This window comes from Thermanaeromonas sp. DSM 22490 (assembly GCF_056378755.1).
Map to the genome: position 1 here is coordinate 14,121 of NZ_JBJHHE010000002.1, position 18,311 is coordinate 32,431.

An 18,311-nucleotide genomic window follows, 5' to 3' on the forward strand; every position below is an offset into this window, starting at 1 on the left:
AAAATAGTAAATTGGGAGGAAGATAGAGATAAGAGCATGGAAAGGCCGATAGCCAGCTTAAAATACGTAGGTCCTCAGCGTAAAAAACAGCTGGAGCGACTGGGCATTACTACCGTAGGCGAGCTTATTTACCACTTCCCCCGGCGCTACGAAGACCGGCGTCAGCTACAGTCCCTGGACCGGTTGGTTCCGGGAAGCAGGGCTACAGTTAAGGTTACTATCGGAAGCTGGGAAGAAAAGAATGTACGGCCTCGCTTGACGATAGTAAGGGCTCAAGTGGAGGACGGCAGGGGACAGGGATACGCAGTCTGGTATAATCAACCTTATATTAAATGGCGGCTGCTGCCCGGAAGTCAAGTTATCCTTACAGGTAGAGTAAGCCGCCGTTCTATTTTTCCGGAAATCCAGGTGGAGGAATATGAGCTTTTGGAGGGAGATAATACAGGCTTAAATACCGGATATCTGGTACCCTTTTATCCTTCCACTGCCGGATTAACCCAGCGCTGGTTCCGGCAAGTTGTATACCAGGCTTTGGCAGAATGTCTGCCGCGGATCAAGGAGACAATACCTCTGGAACTAAGGCAGAAATACCGTCTGGTAACCCTGGCTACTGCTTTAAAGGATATCCATTTTCCTTCCGATGAAAAGGCTTTACGCCAGGCCAGGAGAAGACTGGTTTATGAAGAACTTTTGGTTTGGGAACTAGCTCTGTCTTGGCATAACCAGAGGAGGAAGCTGGCCAGAGCAGGGATTTCCCATATCCGGGATAACACCCTGGTAGAGAAATTTTTAAAGGCTTTGCCCTTTTCCTTGACTAAAGCCCAACACAGGGTTTTGCAAGAAATTTTTGCGGATATGGAGGCTCCTCACCCCATGACCCGGTTGCTCCAAGGGGACGTGGGGTCGGGTAAAACAATTGTAGCGGCCGCTGCCCTCGTTAAAGCAGTGTCTGGCGGCTGGCAGGGAGCCCTGATGGCCCCCACCGAAGTTTTGGCGGAACAGCATTTTTTGACCTTTAAACGGTTATTAAAGCCCTTAGGCTTGCCCCTGGCCTTGCTCACAGGCAGCACCTCGCGCAAGGAAAAAGAGCATATTTTAGAGGGACTAAAAGAGGGAGAAATCCCCCTGGTTATAGGGACTCATGCCCTTATTCAAGAAGGAGTGGAATTTAAAGACTTGGGTTTAGTGGTCATCGACGAGCAGCATCGTTTTGGTGTGCGCCAGCGGGCCGAGCTGTCAGCTAAAGGCAAGCTGCCTGATCTCCTGGTTATGACCGCCACTCCCATTCCCCGGACTTTAGCCCTGGTCGCCTATGGAGATCTGGATGTTTCTTTAATTGATGAATTGCCCCCGGGTAGAAGGCCGGTTTTAACTTATATTTTAAACCAAAGCCAGCGCCACCAAGCCTATCGCGTCGTTGCCAAGGAGGTTCAGGCTGGCCGGCAGGCCTATATTATTTGCCCCCTTATCGAAGAAAGCGAAGCCCTGGAGGCTGCTGCAGCTACGGCCCAAGCTAAAGAATTGCAGGAAAAGGTATTTCCGGCCTTTAAAGTAGGTTTGATTCACGGTCGCCTGCGGCCGGCGGAAAAGGAAGAAGTTATGGAACAATTTCGTCAAGGTGTAATCCAAATATTGGTAGGTACTACAGTGATAGAAGTAGGAGTCGATGTACCCAATGCCACGGTCATAATAATTGAAGGTGCGGAACGTTATGGACTAGCTCAGCTGCACCAGCTGCGGGGGAGGGTGGCCCGCAGTCAGCATCAGGCTTATTGCTTTCTCATAAGCGCTAACAGCAGTAGTACCGTCAACCAGCGCTTAAAGGTGTTGGTACATAATAGCGATGGATTTGCTATTGCTGAAGCAGATCTGCGCCTACGAGGCCCGGGGGAGTTTTTCGGCACGCGGCAGCACGGCTGGCCGGAATTCCGTTTAGCCGAATTTCCCCGGGATCTAGCAGTTTTGGAGCAAGCCCGTAAGGATGCCCACTTTTTAACCCTTTCCGGACAGCTTAGTCAGCCGGAGTATGCTGAACTGAGGAGATTGGCTGAAGCCAAGCTTATGCAGCTGCAATTATGAATGCCCCCTTTATTTTTAAGGCAAACTAGAGGCAGCCGAAAAAAATAAGGGGGCTTTTTTATATGCAGCTTAAGGAAGGAGAACAATCTTTATTGGCATCTTTTCCCAGTAGCACTCGAGCTCAGGAATGTTTAGTAGCTTTAAAAGAAGCTGGCTTCAGGGAGGTGCAACTGGATCGGGTAGGCCGGTTTGGCGTTCGCTTTAACGACCGCTATAATAATCCTTTAGCTAACCAGGCCAATACCATTACCGGTTTAACCCTTTATAGCGCTGACATTAACCCTCTGGTCAAGACGGATACCAGGGCCCTTTTAGGGGCAGATCCCTCCGTTAGCGGTGTGGGGCTAAATAACTATGGGGTCGCAGGTAATGAAGGATTCTTACTGGTGGTAGTAACCTCTAAAGACAGGATCGCTGAGGCCAGGAGAATTATAAAACAACATGGTGGACAAGTTTAACCAAATTAAAGATAAAAGCCGTTTTTCTTTTTTTTAGTATGAAAGTAAGAATTTCGCTGACCAAATAATGTTAGCCGCTATCTAGCATAAAAGATTTTTAAGGACACATACTAGAACTAGACTTAAGGCAGAAGGAGGTGAAGTAAATGCCGCGAGGAGGTAGGACTAACCGTCTGTTGATCCCCCAAGCTCGGGCTCAGATGGAGAGATTTAAACAGGAAGTAGCCAGCGAGCTGGGGATCTCCAATTACGACGGTTACCTCGGCGATCTGCCTTCCAAAGTTAACGGTTCAGTTGGAGGGCTGATGGTTAAGAAGATGATCGCCGCCTACGAACAGACGCTGGCCGGGACTGCCGCTGGCGGTGGCCTTGGTGGCGATGTAGAACTAGGTGCTGCCGAGCAAGTTACTGGCCGTATTAGCGGGCCCAACCCTGCTTTTACTACCGGCGGCCAGAAGCTGAATATCAACGCTCAGCAGTATAACGCCCAGTCTACCGGTTTAGTCGGTGGAACCGGCGGTATAGTAAGCTAAGGCCAACTTTTTCCCTGCTTGCCAGAGCGGGCTTAAAAGCCCGCTCTTCTTTATCGGGTTTAATGAAGGGGTATAGCAGCTTTTGTTTGTAACAGAGTGGTATGGAGACTTTGGTTCAAGGCTGCTCCTATAACCCAGGCCAGATTACGTACAAGATCATCAATTTCTTTAGGAGTTACTGTAAGGTTACCACCAAAAGGCTCCAGGATTTTTTGCGTTAATTTTGGTACTGGGTCCTGATTTAGTTGCCAATTGAGCCCCGGAAAGACCTGGCTCATTTGGGCCAGGGTTTCATAAATGATTACCGCAGCATGTACCACCGTCGGTATGCCGATGGCTATAACCGGGATTCCCATATTTTCTTTATTTATAGCCAAGCGCTGTTTACCCACGCCTGAGCCGGGGCTGATCCCTGTATCTGTTATTTGAATGCTAGTACCGATGCGATGAAGGTCGCCAGCGGCCAGAGCATCAATGGCTATTAGGGCCCGGGGTTGTGTTCTGTCTATAACACCCCGAATTATTTCTGCTGTTTCAATACCTGTAGTCCCAAGAACTCCCGGAGCTAGAGCGCTAACAGGCCTGCTGCCTGGTGGTAAGGCTTGAGGCGCATATTTAAAGAGGTGTCGCGTTACGGTAAAGTCGCCAACTACCCTAGGACCTAAGGAGTCGGGAGTAGCTTGCCAGTTTCCTAAGCCCACTACTAAAACAGGTTCGGTTGCTTTGACCTGAAGTTTGTTTAACAAAAAGGTAATTTTTTGGGCTACTAAACTGGCAATGGCTTCATGAGCTGGAGGATCAGCTGTAAGCAAGACAGGTGCTTCGATGGTAATGTATGTACCCTGCGGTTTACCCAGCGCCTGTTCTCCTACAGCATTTAAAATTGTTATGGTACTAACACTAGCATGGGGATGAGTTTCTTTTTCTTCTTTGACTCCCGGAACTTCCTGTTTGGTAGCACCGCGCAGGAGAGCATGGGCTTCCAGCGCGAGATCTAACACTACCCCACATGATCGATAAAATTGATAACGGTCCAAGGGTGTTCTCCTCCTTGAAACTCCTCTCATAGGGTATCCAGATTTAAAAAAAATATACATAAGCAGGGAAATCCTGTAGAAATGTTGAATTAATGTTTTATGGCAACTTATATTGACGGCGAAATACAACTATAGTATAATCCTAAACAAAGGAGGGAAGGAGAAATGGAAATACGTATTTCACCGAAAGCAGAGGAGTTTATAAAAGGAAAAACCAAGGCCGTTACCATTAAGATGGAATGGTGTGGAGGTTGAGCTGGCCTGACCCTTCGCCCTGCCGTGCATGCAGGGGCTCCTCATGATGTCAGCAGTTACCAGGTAAAGCAAATTGATGGCTTGCAAGTATATATCCAAAAAGGTATTAAAGCTAGCTCTGAAGGCATCGATATTGATCTGGTAGGTTTTGGGCCTTTTAAGCAGCTGGTGGTGGATGGAGTATTACTTCACTAAAAAAGGGGGAATTACATTAATGGCTGGGCAGGTTATTAATATAGATCAAAACGAATTTGAAGCCGAGGTGCTAACTGCACCACAGCCGGTAGTGGTAGATTTTTGGGCTGCCTGGTGTGGGCCCTGCCGTATGATGGCTCCGGTGCTGGAGCAGTTGGCTGCAGAATATAACGGCCAGATTAAATTCGTAAAGATCAATGTTGATGAAAACCAGGAAATTGCGGCCAGTTATGGCATCATGAGCATCCCTACCCTGATTATTTTTAAAGAGGGCCAGGAAGTAGGGCGTTTGGTCGGTTATATGCCCAAAGATAAATTAAAAGATAATCTGGAAGCTCTCCTTTAAATCCTAAACAAGGGGCAAGAAACAATGCAGCGGCGACAAGCTTATATCGATCCTTCTCGTTGCGATGGGAGTGCAGATTGTCCTCCGCTAGCTAATTGTCCAGCGCGTGCTATTTTCCGGGAAGGGAAAGAAGGACCTTATTTTGTTGGTCCCGAGTGCCTGGGCTGTGGTCGCTGTATTTCTCATTGTCCGCTGAAGGCTATCAGTCTTCTCTGATACGCCGGACATACTGTCCATAAAGAAAGGCTAACAAGAAAACAAAGCTGGCAATTAAGACTATAGTGGCGCCGGAAGGTAAATCCAAATAATAAGATACGAGAATCCCCGATAAAACTGCCAGTAGACTGGCTGTTAGAGAATAGACAAGCATCAGTCGGTAGTCCGGGGCCAGTTGATATCCGGTAGCTGCAGGGAGTACTATAAGGGCGGAAGTTAAAAGAATCCCCACTACTTTTACGGCTACAATAACAGTTAACGCCAGGAGCGTTAAGAGTGCGAAATAGAGGGGAGCCACCGGGATTCCGGTGGCTTCCGCTGTTTCCTCATCAAAGGTTAGGGCTAAAAGATCATGAAAATAAAAAGTAAGAAACAAGATGACCACCATAGTTATTCCACCCAAAAGCCGAAGTTCGGGTAGAGAGACGGTTAGAATATTGCCAAAGAGGTAGCTGAAAATGTCCACATATCCCTTATAAAAGTTTAAAACAATTAACCCGAGGGCCATGGCAGCGGAAAAGGCGATACCAATGGCCGTGTCTTCAGGTAGATGCCCCTTCCGGCTTAGCCATCCTATTACCCAGGCGCTGCTGGTAGCCAGCACGCCGGCGGTAAAAAGAGGATTTATGCCCGTGACCAAACCCACGGCAATACCACCAAAGGCTGCATGAGCAATACCGTTGCCGATAAAGGCGAGGCGTTTTAATACGACGAAAAAAGAAACCACTGCCGACAACAGGGCTACAAGTATACCAGCTATAAGAGCGCGCTGGATGAAGGTATAGCCTAACATTTCCATGGGGCTCACCTCTGGTGTATCGCCAGTTTTGCCTAGCCGACCCCCTGAGCCGGGATAAGATGGGCCCCGGCGAGGGGGTTATTAAAAAATTGATAAAGAATTTTAGAAGGAGGACCGGAAGCGATAATTTTTTTATCCAGGAGCAAAAAACGATCGGCTACCTGCGCCAGGGCCAAGATATCGTGGGAAACTGCTAAAATAGTTAAATTTATCCTCTGGCGTAATTCAGCCAATAAATTATAAAAGCGGTGTTGAGCGGCTAGATCCAGGGCGTTAGTAGGCTCGTCCAGGAGCAGCAAACTGGGTTTATGAACTAGGCAGCGAGCCAGAAAAACGAGCTGCTGTTGGCCGCCCGAGAGGGACCGTAGGGGTGTATCCAAATATTTTTCCATTCCTACTAAAGCCAGAGCCTCCCTTATTTTAGCCCTTTCGGCGGAATTAGGGCCCAGGGCAAAGGGGCGACGGGGTAAGGTCAAAAATACGGCTTCACCCGCGGTCAGGGGAAAATGAGTATTGTAAACAGCGCGCTGCGGTAGGTATCCTATCCTTTGGCGTACAACCGGGTCTTTGTAAGGGTTACGGCCCCACAGGTAAATCTCACCGCTGTAGGGCTGGGCTAGCCCTAGAATTAGCCGGAGTAAAGTAGTTTTACCCGCACCATTGGGCCCGATAAGGCCTACCAATTCTCCCTCTTTCAGGGCGAAAGTTACTCCGTGAAGAACGTTGCGCGGACCGTAAGAATAGGATACTTCTACTATTTCCAGAGGCTTCACTAATTGGTGCCCCCTCCGCTCAAGGCTTCCTTAAATATCCGCAAGTTGTAATACATTAAATCAAGATAACTACTTAAGTTGGCACCCACCGGATCTACGGTATAAAGGCGGCCCCCATATTCTTGGGCTACCACTTGAGCTGCCTGAGGATTAAACTGGGGTTCGATAAGTATTGGCGGTTTGCCTTGCACTCGCGCCTTCTCAACCAAATTAGCCAGGTGGCTGGCTGTAGGCTCTTGTCCGGGTTTTTCTTCTACCACTTCTAGTTCTATAAGATCATAACGGCGGGCAAAGTAGGACCAGGCCGGATGGAAGCTAATAAAGTATCGCTGGGGTACTCCCTTTAGTGCTGAACGAATATCGGCATCAAGCCTGGTAAGCTTTTCTTGCCAAAGTTTGAGGTTGTTCATAAAGTAATCTTTTTCTGGCGGTACCAGCTCGGCTAAAGCTTGGGCCACGGCCGGCCCCAGATGATCTCGCATTAGAACGGGGTCCAGCCAGATGTGAGGATTGAAGGCGCTGTCCTCTGAGGACATGTGGCCCGAGTTTTGGCCTTCGTGCGAGCCGTTTTCCCCCTCATGTGCGTCTTTACGGTGTTCATGTTTTTCCGGTATAAGCTCCAGGCCCTGGCTCAAGGTTAAGATTTTAGCTTCCGGGGCGGTGGAAGTGGCTACCTTACCGACCCAATCATCCAGGCCCGCACCGATTTTCAAGATGAGGCTGGTGCCAGCAAGGGCTTTTACCTGGGCCGGAGTCGGTTCGTAAGTATGGGGACTGGCTCCTGGTGGTAGAATGGTAACTACTTGGACCTTTTCTCCGCCAATCTGGCGGGCTATATCGGCCAGAGGCATGATAGTAGCGGCTACCTTCAAAGGGGCCTTGACACCAGAGGGTGCTCCCTTGTTACAGCCATTTAAGAATACTGGGATAAGGAGGAAAAAAATTAAAAGCCAGGCCCGCTTGCTCCAACCATACTTCCGCAACCTTATCCTGCCTCCTTCGTGTGCCCCCGGCAGCGTCCGCAATAACCGTGGAGTTCAAAGGAATGGCCTGTCACCAGAAAATCGCCCAGAATATGGGAGGGTGGCTGCCAGTCATTGACGGGGCAGCCGGGTAAACAGGTTATGGTGCCGCACTTCAGGCAAACTAGGTGACAGTGATGCTCTTTAAGCAGCTCGAAACAGTCGCTATAAGCCGTGCTGGAACGTATTTGGGCTACCAAACCTAAGGCGGCCAAAAGGCGCAGGTTGCGATAAACAGTATCCTGGCTGGTATCCGGGAAAAGGGGCTGAAGTTGCTGGCTTATTTCAGCAGCGGTTAAGGGTTTGGCAGCGTGCAGCAAAATTTGCACTATAGCCCTCCGTTGCGGGGTTATTTTATAGCCGGCCTTTTTCACTGATTCTAATATATTGACCAGGGTCATATTATATTCTCCTATTTAGGATTTTTCTTATTAAGTATTAATCATATTTGGTAATCTGTCAAGGCTTCCATTAAAATTTTACTTTATTTAGAAGGTGTTAATTGAGTAGTGTAGAACGTTATTTAAATAAGGAGGCAAGAGTCCATGAAAAAACTTCGGGTGGAAGATAGCATTGGTCATGTTCTGGCCCATGATTTAACCAAAATTGTCCCGGGCCAATTCAAAGGGCGACGTTTTAAGAAGGGGCATATAATTAAACCGGAGGATATCCCGGAGCTTCTACAAATGGGGAAAGAGCATATTTATGTTCTGGAACTGGGACCCGAGGAGATCCATGAGGATGAAGCTGCTTTGCGGCTGGCTCAGGCTGCTATAGGTCAAGGTGACAATGGTATAAGGCTGGGCGAACCTAACGAAGGAAAAGTGAATTTGGTGGCCAGCCGTACTGGGCTCTTTAAGGTTAATCTTCCTGCCCTGCAGGAGGTTAATAAAGTGGGAGAGGTTATTCTAGCCACCCTGCATAATAATTATCCTGTGCAGGAAGGGCAGGTAGTGGCCGGTACTCGCCTCATTCCCCTGGTAACTAATAAAAAGGTGATAATCGAGGTGGAAGAAATTTGTAAAGAGGCAGGAGGAATCTTGCAGGTAGTACCTTACCGCCGAATGCGGGTAGGGCTGATTACTACAGGAAATGAAGTGTATAAGGGCCGGATAAAAGATGCCTTTGGGCCGGTGGTGCGGGCTAAAGTGGCCCAGTACGGTTCGGAAGTCCAGGAAGAGAGAATTGTTCCCGATGATGCTGTTATTATTAGCCAGACTATAAGAGAGATGGTAGGCCGCAACCTGGATTTAATTATTTTAACCGGCGGCATGTCGGTGGACCCTGATGATGTAACACCGGCGGGAATACGCTTGAGCGGGGCGGAAGTAGTTATATACGGAGCCCCTGTATTGCCGGGCGCCATGTTTATGCTGGCTTATCTGCATCATATCCCCCTGGTAGGGCTTCCCGGCTGTGTAATGTATTACCGCGCCACTATTTTCGACCTAGTGCTACCCCGGCTTTTGATCGGCGAGCGTCCCACCAGAGAGGATATTGCTGGCCTAGCGGCAGGCGGGCTGTGCTTAGGCTGCCCGGAGTGCCGTTACCCCGCCTGCCCTTTTGGCAAAGGAAGTTAGTAGAAGGCCTCATTCGTCCCGGTAGTCAAAAACACGCCGGGTTTTCTTTTCGCTCCGCGGCAGGCTTCCCTGGGGCACTACTGTTACTTGAACCGTTATCCCAATTTTACTTTTAATATGGTGGCGACAATGGGCGGCTACGGCAGCAGGATCGGCTCCCGGTTCAGATTCAATTTTAATTTCCATCTCATCTTTCCCCTGGTTCCGGCGGAGAATAATTTGGTATTCGCTGCTGGCACCGGGAACAAGGTGTAAGACATGATCGATCTGACCCGGATAAATATTTACACCTTTAACTTTAATCATATCATCCGTACGGGCAAGAATTCTATCGATGAGGGGATAGGGGGAGCCGCAGGAACAAGCTTCTAGCTTAAGCCTGGTAAGATCGTGGGTGCGATAACGCAAAAGGGGCGCCCCTTCCTTGGTAAGGGTAGTTATAACCAGTTCGCCTTCTGTTCCGGGAGGTAGCGGTTCTCCGGTGTCCGGATCGATGATCTCTAGCAAGAGATGATCGGTCCACATATGAATACCTTCATGGGCCGGGCAATCGATACCTATACCGGGACCGTAGATTTCGGTAAGCCCGTAGATATCAAAGGTTTCTATTTCTAACATTTGTTCGATGCGCTGGCGCATTTTTTCGCCCCAGCGTTCCGAACCAAATATACCTAAGCGCAAGTGCAGTTTAGGCCTCAAGCTGCGCCGGCCTATTTCTTCCGCCAACAGCAGCCCGTAAGAGGCTGTAGCAATCAACACCGTGGTCTGCAAGTCCTCCATGAGCTCTAGCTGTTTTTCCGTATTACCGGCTCCGGTGGGTATGGCCATGGCACCCAGCTTTTCTACTCCTGCCTGGAAACCAATGCCGGCCGTCCAGAGCCCATAACCCGGAGTAATTTGCACCCGGTCACGAAGGGTAACTCCCGCCGTTTGTAGACAGCGGGCCATCATTTCGGCCCAGACGGTTACATCTTTTGCCGTATAAGGAATGATAATGGGTTTGCCTGTAGTGCCGGAAGAAGAATGGATGCGCACAATATCTTCTTCCGGCACAGCTGCCAGGCCTAAGGGGTAACCCTCGCGCAGCTCATGTTTGTCGGTAAAAGGAATCTTAGCCAGGTCGGCCATGGTGCGTATGTCTTCCGGAGTTATCCCGGCGGCCTCTAATTTTTTACGATAAAAGGCTGAGTTTTGGTACAGGCGCTGGATAAAGGCGGGGAGCTTTTTTTCCTGCTCTTGATATAAAACTTCATAATCGAAATTCCTGCTCATTGTTTTTATCCCTCCAGAGCTTGCCGGCCTAAGGCAAAGGCACGGCGATTAACATGATGAATTTCAGGCGGTAAAAGTTTAAGGGCTGTACTCAAAAGTTCTTCTGCGGGGAAAGGTAGCTCCAGGGTGGATAGAGCGCCTAGCATTACCATATTAAGGGCCTTGAGGTTTCCCGCTTCTCTGGCTAAACTGGCAGCGTCCAGAAAATAAGGCTTATCAATGTGATTTTGAAGGAAATGCAGGATAGTGGATAAATCGTAGGAAGAAGCCCCCAGAGAAACGGAAACCGGTATAACAGGAGAAGTGGAAATAATGGCCCGGCCGCCCTTTTTTAAAAAGGCTAAATTGCGGGCTCCTTCTGCCGGTTCGCAGGCTACTAAAATATCAGCTGCACCGCGAGGGATTAAAGGGCCGTAAGTTAGTCCGCCTATTCTAATATGACTGACGACCGGCCCTTCCCTCTGGGCCATGCCGATGGTTTCGGCTGTCCGCACAGGCAGTTCAGCAGCCAGGGCTGCTTCGGCAATGGCCCGCGAAGCCAGTATGATCCCCTGACCGCCGACGCCGGCAATAAGTATGTTCATCTTAACACCTCCCGTATGGCACCAGAAGGGCAGATCTGGGCACAGAGTCCACAACCGTTGCAAGTGGGATTAATGGTTATCTTATCCTCATTTTTAACCAGGGCCGGACATCCTAGCTCTTTAAGGCAAAGGGCACAACCGGTACAGGCCGAAGGGTCCACTGCGCAATAGATGGAAGAAGGCACCAGTTGCGGGCAGGGCCGGCGCAGTAAAACTAGGGAAGGGCCTGGTGTGGCCAGAGCCTGGGAGGCGGCAGCTACCGTAGCCTCAAGATTATAGGGATCAGCTTCCAGAACCGTTTCTACACCTAATCCCCGGGCCACAGCAGCGATATCTATGGATAGTCCGGGATGGGGCTGGTGCCCGGTCATGGCTGTAGTGCCGTTATCCAACACCGCAATGGTAACCTTCGTCTTGTTATGCACCGCATTGGCCAGGGCCGGCAGGCCGGCGTGGAAAAAAGTAGAGTCACCGATGAAGGCCACCACCCGCCGGTGGGGTTCTACCCTGGCCAGCCCTTGGGCGAGGCCCAGGCTGGCTCCCATGCACAGGCAGGTATCCAGGGCTTTAAGGGGTGGCGCAGCTCCTAAAGTATAGCAACCGATGTCCCCCGAGAAGATAACATCCTGTCCCCGCGCAGCGCGCTTAAAGGCGTAAAAGGACCCCCGGTGAGGACAGCCGGCGCAAAGTAAGGGGGACCTGCCGGGCAAATCGGGCAGGCTCACTTCTTCCGGTGGGGCTACCCCTATACCTAAAAAGCGGCCTAAAGCATTTTTTACTATATCTACATTGAACTCCCCGGTTCGGGGCAGGTAATTATCATGTTTCCCTGAGACGTGGCAGGGAATAAGATGGCGCCAGGCCATACGGATGACCTGGTCTTCGACCACGGGCTCTTGTTCTTCCACTATTAGAACTTGATCCAGGTGGGTCAGGAACTCCACTACTTTTTCTTCCGGGAGAGGATAAGGGGTGCCGATTTTCAATAGAGAAACCTCTGCTCCCAAGGCCTCCAGAGCCTCCACCACATAACTATACGAAATTCCGCTGGCGATAACCCCTGTACGGCCCTGTAACGAGGCGTAATTAAAAGGGCAATCATTAAAAAGGATTCGGGCTCGGTTCTCTTGTTCAATTAACCAGTGATGCTTGCGGGCGGATAGAGAGGGCAATATAACCCACTCGGGGCTTTTGGCGAAACCGGGCACCGGTCTGGGGGGAGATATGGTACCCACTTCTACGTCTTGGCAGGAATGGCAGCAACGCGTGGTGGGACGCAAGATTACGGGTAGCTGGAGTTCCTCGGAAAGGGCAAAAGCGTACTTAGTCATGGCGTAGGCTTCGGCAGGAGAGGAGGGGTCCAGGACCGGAAGACCTGCAAAGCGGGCGAACAGCCGGGTATCCTGTTCAGTCTGAGAACTGTGGGGTCCGGGGTCGTCGGCCACTACCAAGACCAGCCCGCCGCGGACACCGATATAGGCCAGGCTCATAACCGCGTCGGCCGCCACATTCAGGCCCATCTGTTTCATGGAAACGATAGCCCGGGCACCGGCATAGGCAGCTCCGGCGGCCATTTCCACCGCTACTTTTTCATTGATAGACCATTCAGCATAAAAACCCACGTCCTCAGCGTGGCGGGCCAGAGCCAAAAAAATTTCCGAAGCTGGAGTGCCCGGATAAGAGGTGGCCAGATTTATCCCTGCTTCCACAGCTCCCCGGGCGATAGCTTCATTCCCCATGAGCAACATTTTCATATCCAGCTAACTCCCCTCGCAAAAGTAAAGGCCGGGTCGGAGCCCGGCGCAAAGCTTTTTCTTCGTTACTCGACTAAGCTTAAGCTCCTCTCCTCTCATCTCACAGCTTTGGGTATTAAATTTGGTTTGCTTTAAGTATACCATATGGGCTGTAGTGAAGAATAGTGCTAAAGAATAAAAATAAAAAAAGCCGCTCCTGTGGGGAGCGGCAACAAGTTGGACCGCCGGTGGTTAGCCGGCGGCCTGGGAGAGGAGAAACCGGAGGAAGAGCTCATGGGGGAGGGTTGAATAGATAACCCTTAGCTCTTCTGGTAAATTGAATTTACCAGTATATATTATGGAATTTAACGGGCCTTATTATACCTGGACATGGAAAAATTTTTACCTAAAAGTCAAATTGAGTCAAAAAAAGTGTTATAATACGCCCAGGGATGTCCGATGATACGAGTCATAGGGGGAACAGCGCGAGGTAGGCGGCTTAAAGTACCCCCGGGCGGGATAACCAGACCTACTTCTGAACGTTTACGGGAAGCTCTCTTTAATATAATACAAGTAGGCGAAAAATCTTTTCTGGATGTTTTTGCTGGCTCAGGGGCAGTGGGTATAGAGGCCTTGAGCAGGGGGGCCAGCAGAGCTACCTTTATAGAAAAGCACCCCCTGGCTTTAAAGGCTTTGCGGGAAAATTTGTTGCTGACCGGGTTTACCAGCAGGGCTGAAGTTATGCCTTTGGATGTCTTCAAGGCTATACCCGAGCTGGTAGCCAAGGGGCGCCGGTTTGACTTTATTTTTGTGGACCCGCCTTATCAGCGGGGGTTAGGGGAAAAGGTTTTACCCTGGATTGTTCAGCTGTTAACAAATGAGGGATGGTTAATTCTAGAAACAGGCAGCAGAGAGGTAGCTCCTGTGGTAGCAGGAGTTACGTTAAAGGAAAGTCGACGTTATGGTGATTCCGTTTTAAATTTTTACCAAAAAATATGGGGGTAGGCCAGGGTGAAGGTCATGGAGGTTATCGAGGAACTGGAAAAGATGCTAGAAAGGGCACCGCGAATTCCTTTTACGGGCCGCATTTTTGTGGATGGCGATTTATTGTTGGATTACCTGGACCGGCTGCGCACTTTGTTACCGGATGAGCTCCGGCAGGCCCAGTGGATTAGACAGGAAAAAGATCGGCTGCTGGAAGAAGCCAGACAACAGGCGGAGCGTTTGGTGGCCGAAGCAGAACATAAAGCCCAACTGCTGGTCCAGGAAACCGAGGTAATAAGGCAGGCTCAGGCCCAAGCGGGGGAGATAACGGCTAAGGCCCGGCGCACGGCAGCCGAACTTAAAGCAGGAGCGGTGGCATATGCTGACGAAGTGCTGAGGAACCTGGAAGGGCATTTATCAGAAGCTTTGGCCAGGGTGAGGCAGGGGCGCCAGGAGCTGGAAGCCCACCGGCCTTCTCTGCAAGATAAATAATTATCTTTTGCGAGCTAAAAGAGCATAAGCAAGCAACCCTAAAGCAGTTAAAGAAGTAAAGAACATCAGGGTTAACAGAGCGAAGCCGGTATAATATACCCAGATGGTAATCCAGGATGCTGGAAAGGAGAGGGGGAAGGGTGCCTGCAACAAGGCCATTACAGGCTTTACCGGGCCGTAGAAGAGCAGGACCAGCCTGGAGGCCACCAGGGCATGAAGGAAACGGGCTAGGATAAAGGGGGCCAGGCTGAGATCAGTAGAACTTATCATGGCCGCCACCTGGGCATGGATGGAAAAGCCAGCCCATCCCAGGATAAAACTAATAGTTATCAGGCGAGTGGTTATAGGCAAGGGCAATTCGCTGGCCGTTTTGGTTCCTATGGTCATTTCCAGTAGGCCGGCGGCCACGGCCGGAGTACTTTGCGGGTCCAGGAGAATAAACCGGAGAAAAGGTGACAGGAGGTGAGCTAGCCAGCCGATTATCCCGAAAAGCTGGGCTAGCTGGATAACTACCGAAAAAACAGTGATAAAACCTCCGATGGTGAGCAGAACCTGAAAAGAGCGAGTGACGGCATCGCTCAGGAGTTGTCCGAGGGGGCGGCCATCTTGCCGTTGGGCCCATAGGAGGGCCTGCCAGGCGCGGCGGGGCAAATCCCCAAGAGAAAAGATGGGCATGGGTGTAGAAGCTGCCCCCCGACGGTAAAAGCGAAATAAGAGGCCTAAACATAGATTGGCCCCATAATGGGCGGCAGCTATTGCAGGCCCTAAGTGAGGGTCCTGTAACATGCCCACAGCTACTGCTCCCAGCATAAAGAGGGGGCTGGCATTATTAGTAAAACAGATCAACCTTTCACCTTCGGCTTGAGTGAGGAGGCCCTGGTTTCTCAGCTGGGCAGTTAGCAAAGCGCTTAAGGGTGCACCCGAAGTGTAACCCATAATTACCACGAAGGCGGCTGTCCCGGGCACATTGAACAGAGGTCTCATGAGGGGTTCCAAAAACACCCCCAAGAAATGGACAATACCCAAGCCCATCAGGAGCTGAGAGAGGATAAAAAACGGCAATAACGCGGGGACGACTATCTGCCACCAGGCTTCTAAGCCGGTCAGGGCGGCTTGAAAAGCCTGGCGAGGATAGAGGACGATACTGGTGCAGAGGAAGACTATAGCGAGGGCAAAGATTATGTAAGGCCATTGGAGGCTATTTCTGGATGACGGCAAGGACTTCACACCTCACCGGGCAAGGACTTGTTTTAGCTCCGTTATCCCAAATATACTGGAGGAGAAGGCCATTTATACCGGTATTATTGGATACCGGGGAAAGAAACAGCAAAAAGTCTACGTTAAAAAGGGAGGGTAACCATGAAAATCCTGGTTCTTAATTGCGGCAGCTCTTCAGTAAAATACCAGCTTTTTGATATGGCGGAAGAAAAATCTTTGGCCAGGGGTCTGCTGGAAAGAATCGGCCTCAGCGGTTCTCTCCTGACTCACCGGCCCGCAGGGAAAGACAAGCTGGTTAAAGAAGTGGAAGCCCCAGATCATGAGGCGGCTATCAAGCATTGTTTGGAGGCTTTAACGGATCCCGGATACGGGGTGATTAAAGATTTCAGGGAAATCGAAGGGGTGGGTCACCGCGTAGCTCACGGGGGCACCTTCCCCGGCTCGGTTTTAATAAATGTTAACACCAAAGCCCGCATCGCTGAGCTCGTGACCCTGGCTCCTTTGCACAACACTCCTGCCCTGCGCGGCATCTCCGCTTGCGAAAATTTGTTACCGGGTGTCCCCCAGGTAGCCTGCTTTGACACCTCTTTTCACCAGACCATGCCCGACTACGCCTATGTCTATGCTCTGCCATATGAACTGACGGAAAAATACCATATACGGCGCTACGGCTTCCATGGCACCTCCCATAAATACGTAGCCCAGCGCGCCGCCGAGCTGGTAGGGCGATCCTTTGATGAGTTAAAAATTATTACCTGCCACCTGGGCAATGGTTCCAGCATAACAGCCATTAAAGGCGGCAAATCCTATGAAAATAGCATGGGCTTCACCCCCATGGCCGGTTTGCCCATGGGCACTCGTTGCGGCGATATTGATCCGGCCATTGTTACTTTCCTGATGGAAAAAGAAGGATATGAGCCCAAAACCATGGAAGATGTCTTGAACCGTCGCTCCGGCGTGTTGGGGGTTTCAGGGGTGAGCAGCGACTTCCGGGACATAGAGGAGGCCATAGACAAAGGACATGAACGGGCCCGTCTAGCCTGGGACCTTTTCGTGCATAGCGTGCGAAAATATATCGGAGCCTATACTGCCGTCCTGGGCGGGCTGGATGTTCTGGTCTTTACTGCCGGCTTAGGAGAAAATTCCCCGCGCGTGCGCGAGGCCATTTGCCGGGACTTTGAATACCTGGGCTTAAAAATTGATCCCGAGAAGAATAAGGTGCGGGGAGAAGAGCGGGAGATAACTGCTGACGGGGCCAGGGTACGAACTTTTGTAATACCTACCAATGAAGAATTGATGATTGCCCGGGACACCCTAGCTATTATCCAGGGGAAGCTTTAAGGGAGGCTGAGTTATCCCCAGTTTTTATCCCAGGCCTGCTTGGCTTACGCTCGCTCCGGAAACCTTCGCGGGCCAAACTAGTGCTTGGCTCAAGGCTCCGGCAGGCTTCCCGGCAAATTCGGCCTCCTGCCTCAGTTGCCGGCCTCGGCCATCCATGGCCTCGGGCCTGCCTCCGCCTTTCGCCAAGCTTAAGTTTGGCTACCGCTCAGGTTTAGTCGCTCGCTTTCAAGCCCAAGCAGGCCTGCCCTGCAGAAAGTGGGGATAACTCAGTTAAGGGAGGTCGTTGACAGGCGAAAAGCTCTTCCGCTATAATGGGCGAGGTGAACCTTAAGTGATGAAAATAGAAGTGGCCGAGCTAAAGCTTAAGCGCGGCAGCCGCGTAAAATTCGATTTCACGGAAACCTGGCCGGAACTGGAAGTGGGCGGCGAAAGCATCCCCTTGACCGAGCCCGTCAATGTGGAAGGGGAAATAACCAATATGGGCAAGTTCCTTTCCCTTAAGGGCAAAGCTTCTACCACCTTCCAGTTAAGTTGCGGCCGCTGTCTGGAAACCTTTGCCTGTTCAGTAGAAGTGCCATTACGGGAAGAATACTGCACAGAGAGCGTATATGCCTCTCTCCCGCCGGATGACGAACTGAGGGACGAAGTGCGCATCTACGAAGGGGACAGCATTGACGTTACAGCAGCGGTGGAACAAGCCCTCATCCTGGCCCTGCCCATGAAATGGGTTTGCCACGACGAATGCCAGGGTTTATGCCCATATTGCGGCCAGAATTTAAATGACCACCAGTGTGATTGTCGGGAAAGGGAAATAGATCCGCGCTTGGCTGTTCTGGCCAAGCTCTTATCCCGGGAAGAGAAAGGGGGTCCATAAGTTGGGTGTACCGAAGCGAAGGGTTTCCAAGGCCCGGAAGAATAAGCGCCGTTCTGCCTGGGCCAAGATGGCGCCGCCTACCCTGGTGGAGTGCCCACAGTGCCATGAGCTAAGGCTAGTACATCGTGCTTGTCCCAAATGCGGTTATTACAAAGGGCGTGAGGCGCTAAAAGTGGCCGAAGAATAGATAAATTGGTAGGATGATCCCCTTACAGGTTGCTGGTAAAATCTAGGTTTAGCTTAAGAGTGGAGGTTTAGGGAACCTGGTCCTTTATCCCTTTTCTGGGGATAAAGGGCCAGGTTTTTTGTTTTCTGAGGCTATAGTATTTACGAAAATACTTTTCGCGATGACTGGGAGCAAAAGGGGAGTGGAAGCGGAGTGGAAGTGGAGCGGGTCTTCACTATCGAGCGAAATAGATTTAGCGAAAAAAGATGGCGATGATAATCCCAGGCCAGCCCAACTCCTGCAGTTTTGAGTCAAGAGCGGCGTTTCAATTGAAATGCTAGTATTTGAGTATTA

General features: G+C 50.6%; 22 protein-coding genes. 12 read left to right on the forward strand and 10 right to left on the reverse strand.

The window, feature by feature from the left end; all coding sequences use genetic code 11:
* Positions 1-3 precede the first annotated feature (3 nt).
* The 3 genes from recG (at position 4) to AC1BI1_RS01630 (ending at position 3,070) form a co-directional block, all read left to right on the forward strand.
* Complete coding sequence (gene recG, locus AC1BI1_RS01620) at positions 4-2,079, forward strand: ATP-dependent DNA helicase RecG (RefSeq protein WP_476715746.1); 2,076 nt, start codon at positions 4-6, stop codon at positions 2,077-2,079.
* Between the two features lie 62 nt (positions 2,080-2,141).
* Complete coding sequence (locus AC1BI1_RS01625; protein WP_476715523.1) at positions 2,142-2,537, forward strand: hypothetical protein; 396 nt, start codon at positions 2,142-2,144, stop codon at positions 2,535-2,537.
* Positions 2,538-2,683: 146 nt separating this feature from the next.
* On the forward strand, positions 2,684-3,070 hold the full coding sequence (locus AC1BI1_RS01630) for a small, acid-soluble spore protein, alpha/beta type (RefSeq protein ID WP_476715524.1): 387 nt from the start codon (positions 2,684-2,686) through the stop codon (positions 3,068-3,070).
* A 59-nt stretch (positions 3,071-3,129) separates the two neighbouring features.
* On the opposite strand, the gene gpr is transcribed toward AC1BI1_RS01630, so the two are convergent.
* Positions 3,130-4,107, reverse strand: a complete 978-nt coding sequence (gpr, locus tag AC1BI1_RS01635) for a GPR endopeptidase (protein WP_476715525.1) — start codon at positions 4,105-4,107, stop codon at positions 3,130-3,132.
* A gap of 165 nt (positions 4,108-4,272) precedes the next feature.
* Here gpr and AC1BI1_RS01640 point away from each other — a divergent pair, with 165 nt between their 5' ends.
* Genes AC1BI1_RS01640 through AC1BI1_RS01650 form a run of 3 tightly spaced genes read left to right on the forward strand, consistent with a single transcriptional unit; the run spans position 4,273 to position 5,119 of the window.
* Positions 4,273-4,557: a CC/Se motif family (seleno)protein gene (locus AC1BI1_RS01640; RefSeq protein ID WP_476715526.1), complete on the forward strand. Its 285-nt coding sequence runs from the start codon at positions 4,273-4,275 to the stop codon at positions 4,555-4,557.
* Between the two features lie 19 nt (positions 4,558-4,576).
* The gene (gene trxA / locus AC1BI1_RS01645) at positions 4,577-4,903 is read left to right on the forward strand and encodes a thioredoxin (protein ID WP_476715527.1); all 327 of its coding nucleotides are present in this window, start codon (positions 4,577-4,579) and stop codon (positions 4,901-4,903) included.
* 24 nt (positions 4,904-4,927) lie between these two features.
* Positions 4,928-5,119 carry an ATP-binding protein gene (locus tag AC1BI1_RS01650; RefSeq protein ID WP_476715528.1) on the forward strand — a complete coding sequence of 64 codons (192 nt, stop codon included), beginning with the start codon at positions 4,928-4,930 and terminating at the stop codon, positions 5,117-5,119.
* Here the strand turns inward: AC1BI1_RS01650 and AC1BI1_RS01655 are convergent.
* The 4 genes from AC1BI1_RS01655 to AC1BI1_RS01670 are packed head-to-tail and all read right to left on the reverse strand — an operon-like array spanning position 5,106 to position 8,114.
* A complete protein-coding gene (locus AC1BI1_RS01655) occupies positions 5,106-5,918 on the reverse strand; it encodes a metal ABC transporter permease (RefSeq protein ID WP_476715529.1) in 813 nt (270 codons plus the stop codon). The genes AC1BI1_RS01650 and AC1BI1_RS01655 overlap by 14 nt on opposite strands.
* Positions 5,919-5,950: 32 nt before the next feature.
* Positions 5,951-6,691: a metal ABC transporter ATP-binding protein gene (locus AC1BI1_RS01660; protein WP_476715530.1), complete on the reverse strand. Its 741-nt coding sequence runs from the start codon at positions 6,689-6,691 to the stop codon at positions 5,951-5,953.
* Positions 6,691-7,674: a metal ABC transporter substrate-binding protein gene (locus AC1BI1_RS01665; protein WP_476715531.1), complete on the reverse strand. Its 984-nt coding sequence runs from the start codon at positions 7,672-7,674 to the stop codon at positions 6,691-6,693. Before AC1BI1_RS01665 ends, AC1BI1_RS01660 begins: the two co-directional genes overlap by 1 nt.
* Positions 7,675-7,676: 2 nt before the next feature.
* Positions 7,677-8,114, reverse strand: coding sequence for a Fur family transcriptional regulator (locus AC1BI1_RS01670; protein ID WP_476715532.1), 438 nt, complete (start codon positions 8,112-8,114; stop codon positions 7,677-7,679).
* Positions 8,115-8,258: 144 nt separating this feature from the next.
* Here AC1BI1_RS01670 and AC1BI1_RS01675 point away from each other — a divergent pair, with 144 nt between their 5' ends.
* Positions 8,259-9,293, forward strand: a complete 1,035-nt coding sequence (locus tag AC1BI1_RS01675) for a molybdopterin-binding protein (protein ID WP_476715533.1) — start codon at positions 8,259-8,261, stop codon at positions 9,291-9,293.
* Between the two features lie 9 nt (positions 9,294-9,302).
* Here the strand turns inward: AC1BI1_RS01675 and AC1BI1_RS01680 are convergent, their stop codons facing one another.
* Genes AC1BI1_RS01680 through iorA form a run of 3 tightly spaced genes read right to left on the reverse strand, consistent with a single transcriptional unit; the run spans position 9,303 to position 12,903 of the window.
* Positions 9,303-10,565 carry a phenylacetate--CoA ligase family protein gene (locus AC1BI1_RS01680; RefSeq protein WP_476715534.1) on the reverse strand — a complete coding sequence of 421 codons (1,263 nt, stop codon included), beginning with the start codon at positions 10,563-10,565 and terminating at the stop codon, positions 9,303-9,305.
* A 5-nt stretch (positions 10,566-10,570) separates the two neighbouring features.
* A complete protein-coding gene (locus tag AC1BI1_RS01685) occupies positions 10,571-11,149 on the reverse strand; it encodes an indolepyruvate oxidoreductase subunit beta (protein ID WP_476715535.1) in 579 nt (192 codons plus the stop codon).
* Positions 11,146-12,903 carry an indolepyruvate ferredoxin oxidoreductase subunit alpha gene (gene iorA, locus AC1BI1_RS01690; protein ID WP_476715536.1) on the reverse strand — a complete coding sequence of 586 codons (1,758 nt, stop codon included), beginning with the start codon at positions 12,901-12,903 and terminating at the stop codon, positions 11,146-11,148. The genes AC1BI1_RS01685 and iorA overlap by 4 nt, the downstream gene beginning before the upstream one ends.
* A 438-nt stretch (positions 12,904-13,341) precedes the next feature.
* Between iorA and rsmD the strand changes: the two genes are divergently transcribed.
* Both rsmD and AC1BI1_RS01700 read left to right on the forward strand, forming a co-directional pair.
* Positions 13,342-13,887 (forward strand): 16S rRNA (guanine(966)-N(2))-methyltransferase RsmD, encoded by a 546-nt coding sequence (gene rsmD / locus AC1BI1_RS01695; RefSeq protein WP_476715537.1) that lies wholly within the window; start codon positions 13,342-13,344, stop codon positions 13,885-13,887.
* Between the two features lie 6 nt (positions 13,888-13,893).
* Complete coding sequence (locus AC1BI1_RS01700; protein WP_476715538.1) at positions 13,894-14,358, forward strand: ATPase; 465 nt, start codon at positions 13,894-13,896, stop codon at positions 14,356-14,358.
* On the opposite strand, the gene ylbJ is transcribed toward AC1BI1_RS01700, so the two are convergent.
* On the reverse strand, positions 14,359-15,576 hold the full coding sequence (ylbJ, locus tag AC1BI1_RS01705) for a sporulation integral membrane protein YlbJ (RefSeq protein ID WP_476715539.1): 1,218 nt from the start codon (positions 15,574-15,576) through the stop codon (positions 14,359-14,361).
* A 141-nt stretch (positions 15,577-15,717) separates the two neighbouring features.
* On the opposite strand from ylbJ, the gene AC1BI1_RS01710 reads away from it, so the two are divergent.
* Positions 15,718-16,917 (forward strand): acetate/propionate family kinase, encoded by a 1,200-nt coding sequence (locus AC1BI1_RS01710; protein WP_476715540.1) that lies wholly within the window; start codon positions 15,718-15,720, stop codon positions 16,915-16,917.
* Between the two features lie 24 nt (positions 16,918-16,941).
* Here AC1BI1_RS01710 and AC1BI1_RS01715 read toward each other — a convergent pair whose 3' ends face one another.
* The gene (locus tag AC1BI1_RS01715; protein WP_476715541.1) at positions 16,942-17,073 is read right to left on the reverse strand and encodes a hypothetical protein; all 132 of its coding nucleotides are present in this window, start codon (positions 17,071-17,073) and stop codon (positions 16,942-16,944) included.
* Between the two features lie 178 nt (positions 17,074-17,251).
* Here AC1BI1_RS01715 and AC1BI1_RS01720 point away from each other — a divergent pair, with 178 nt between their 5' ends.
* Positions 17,252-17,791 carry a YceD family protein gene (locus AC1BI1_RS01720; RefSeq protein WP_476715747.1) on the forward strand — a complete coding sequence of 180 codons (540 nt, stop codon included), beginning with the start codon at positions 17,252-17,254 and terminating at the stop codon, positions 17,789-17,791.
* 1 nt (position 17,792) lies between these two features.
* Entirely contained in the window at positions 17,793-17,978 is a 186-nt protein-coding gene (gene rpmF / locus AC1BI1_RS01725) for a 50S ribosomal protein L32 (protein ID WP_476715542.1), read from the forward strand.
* Positions 17,979-18,311: the final 333 nt, after the last annotated feature.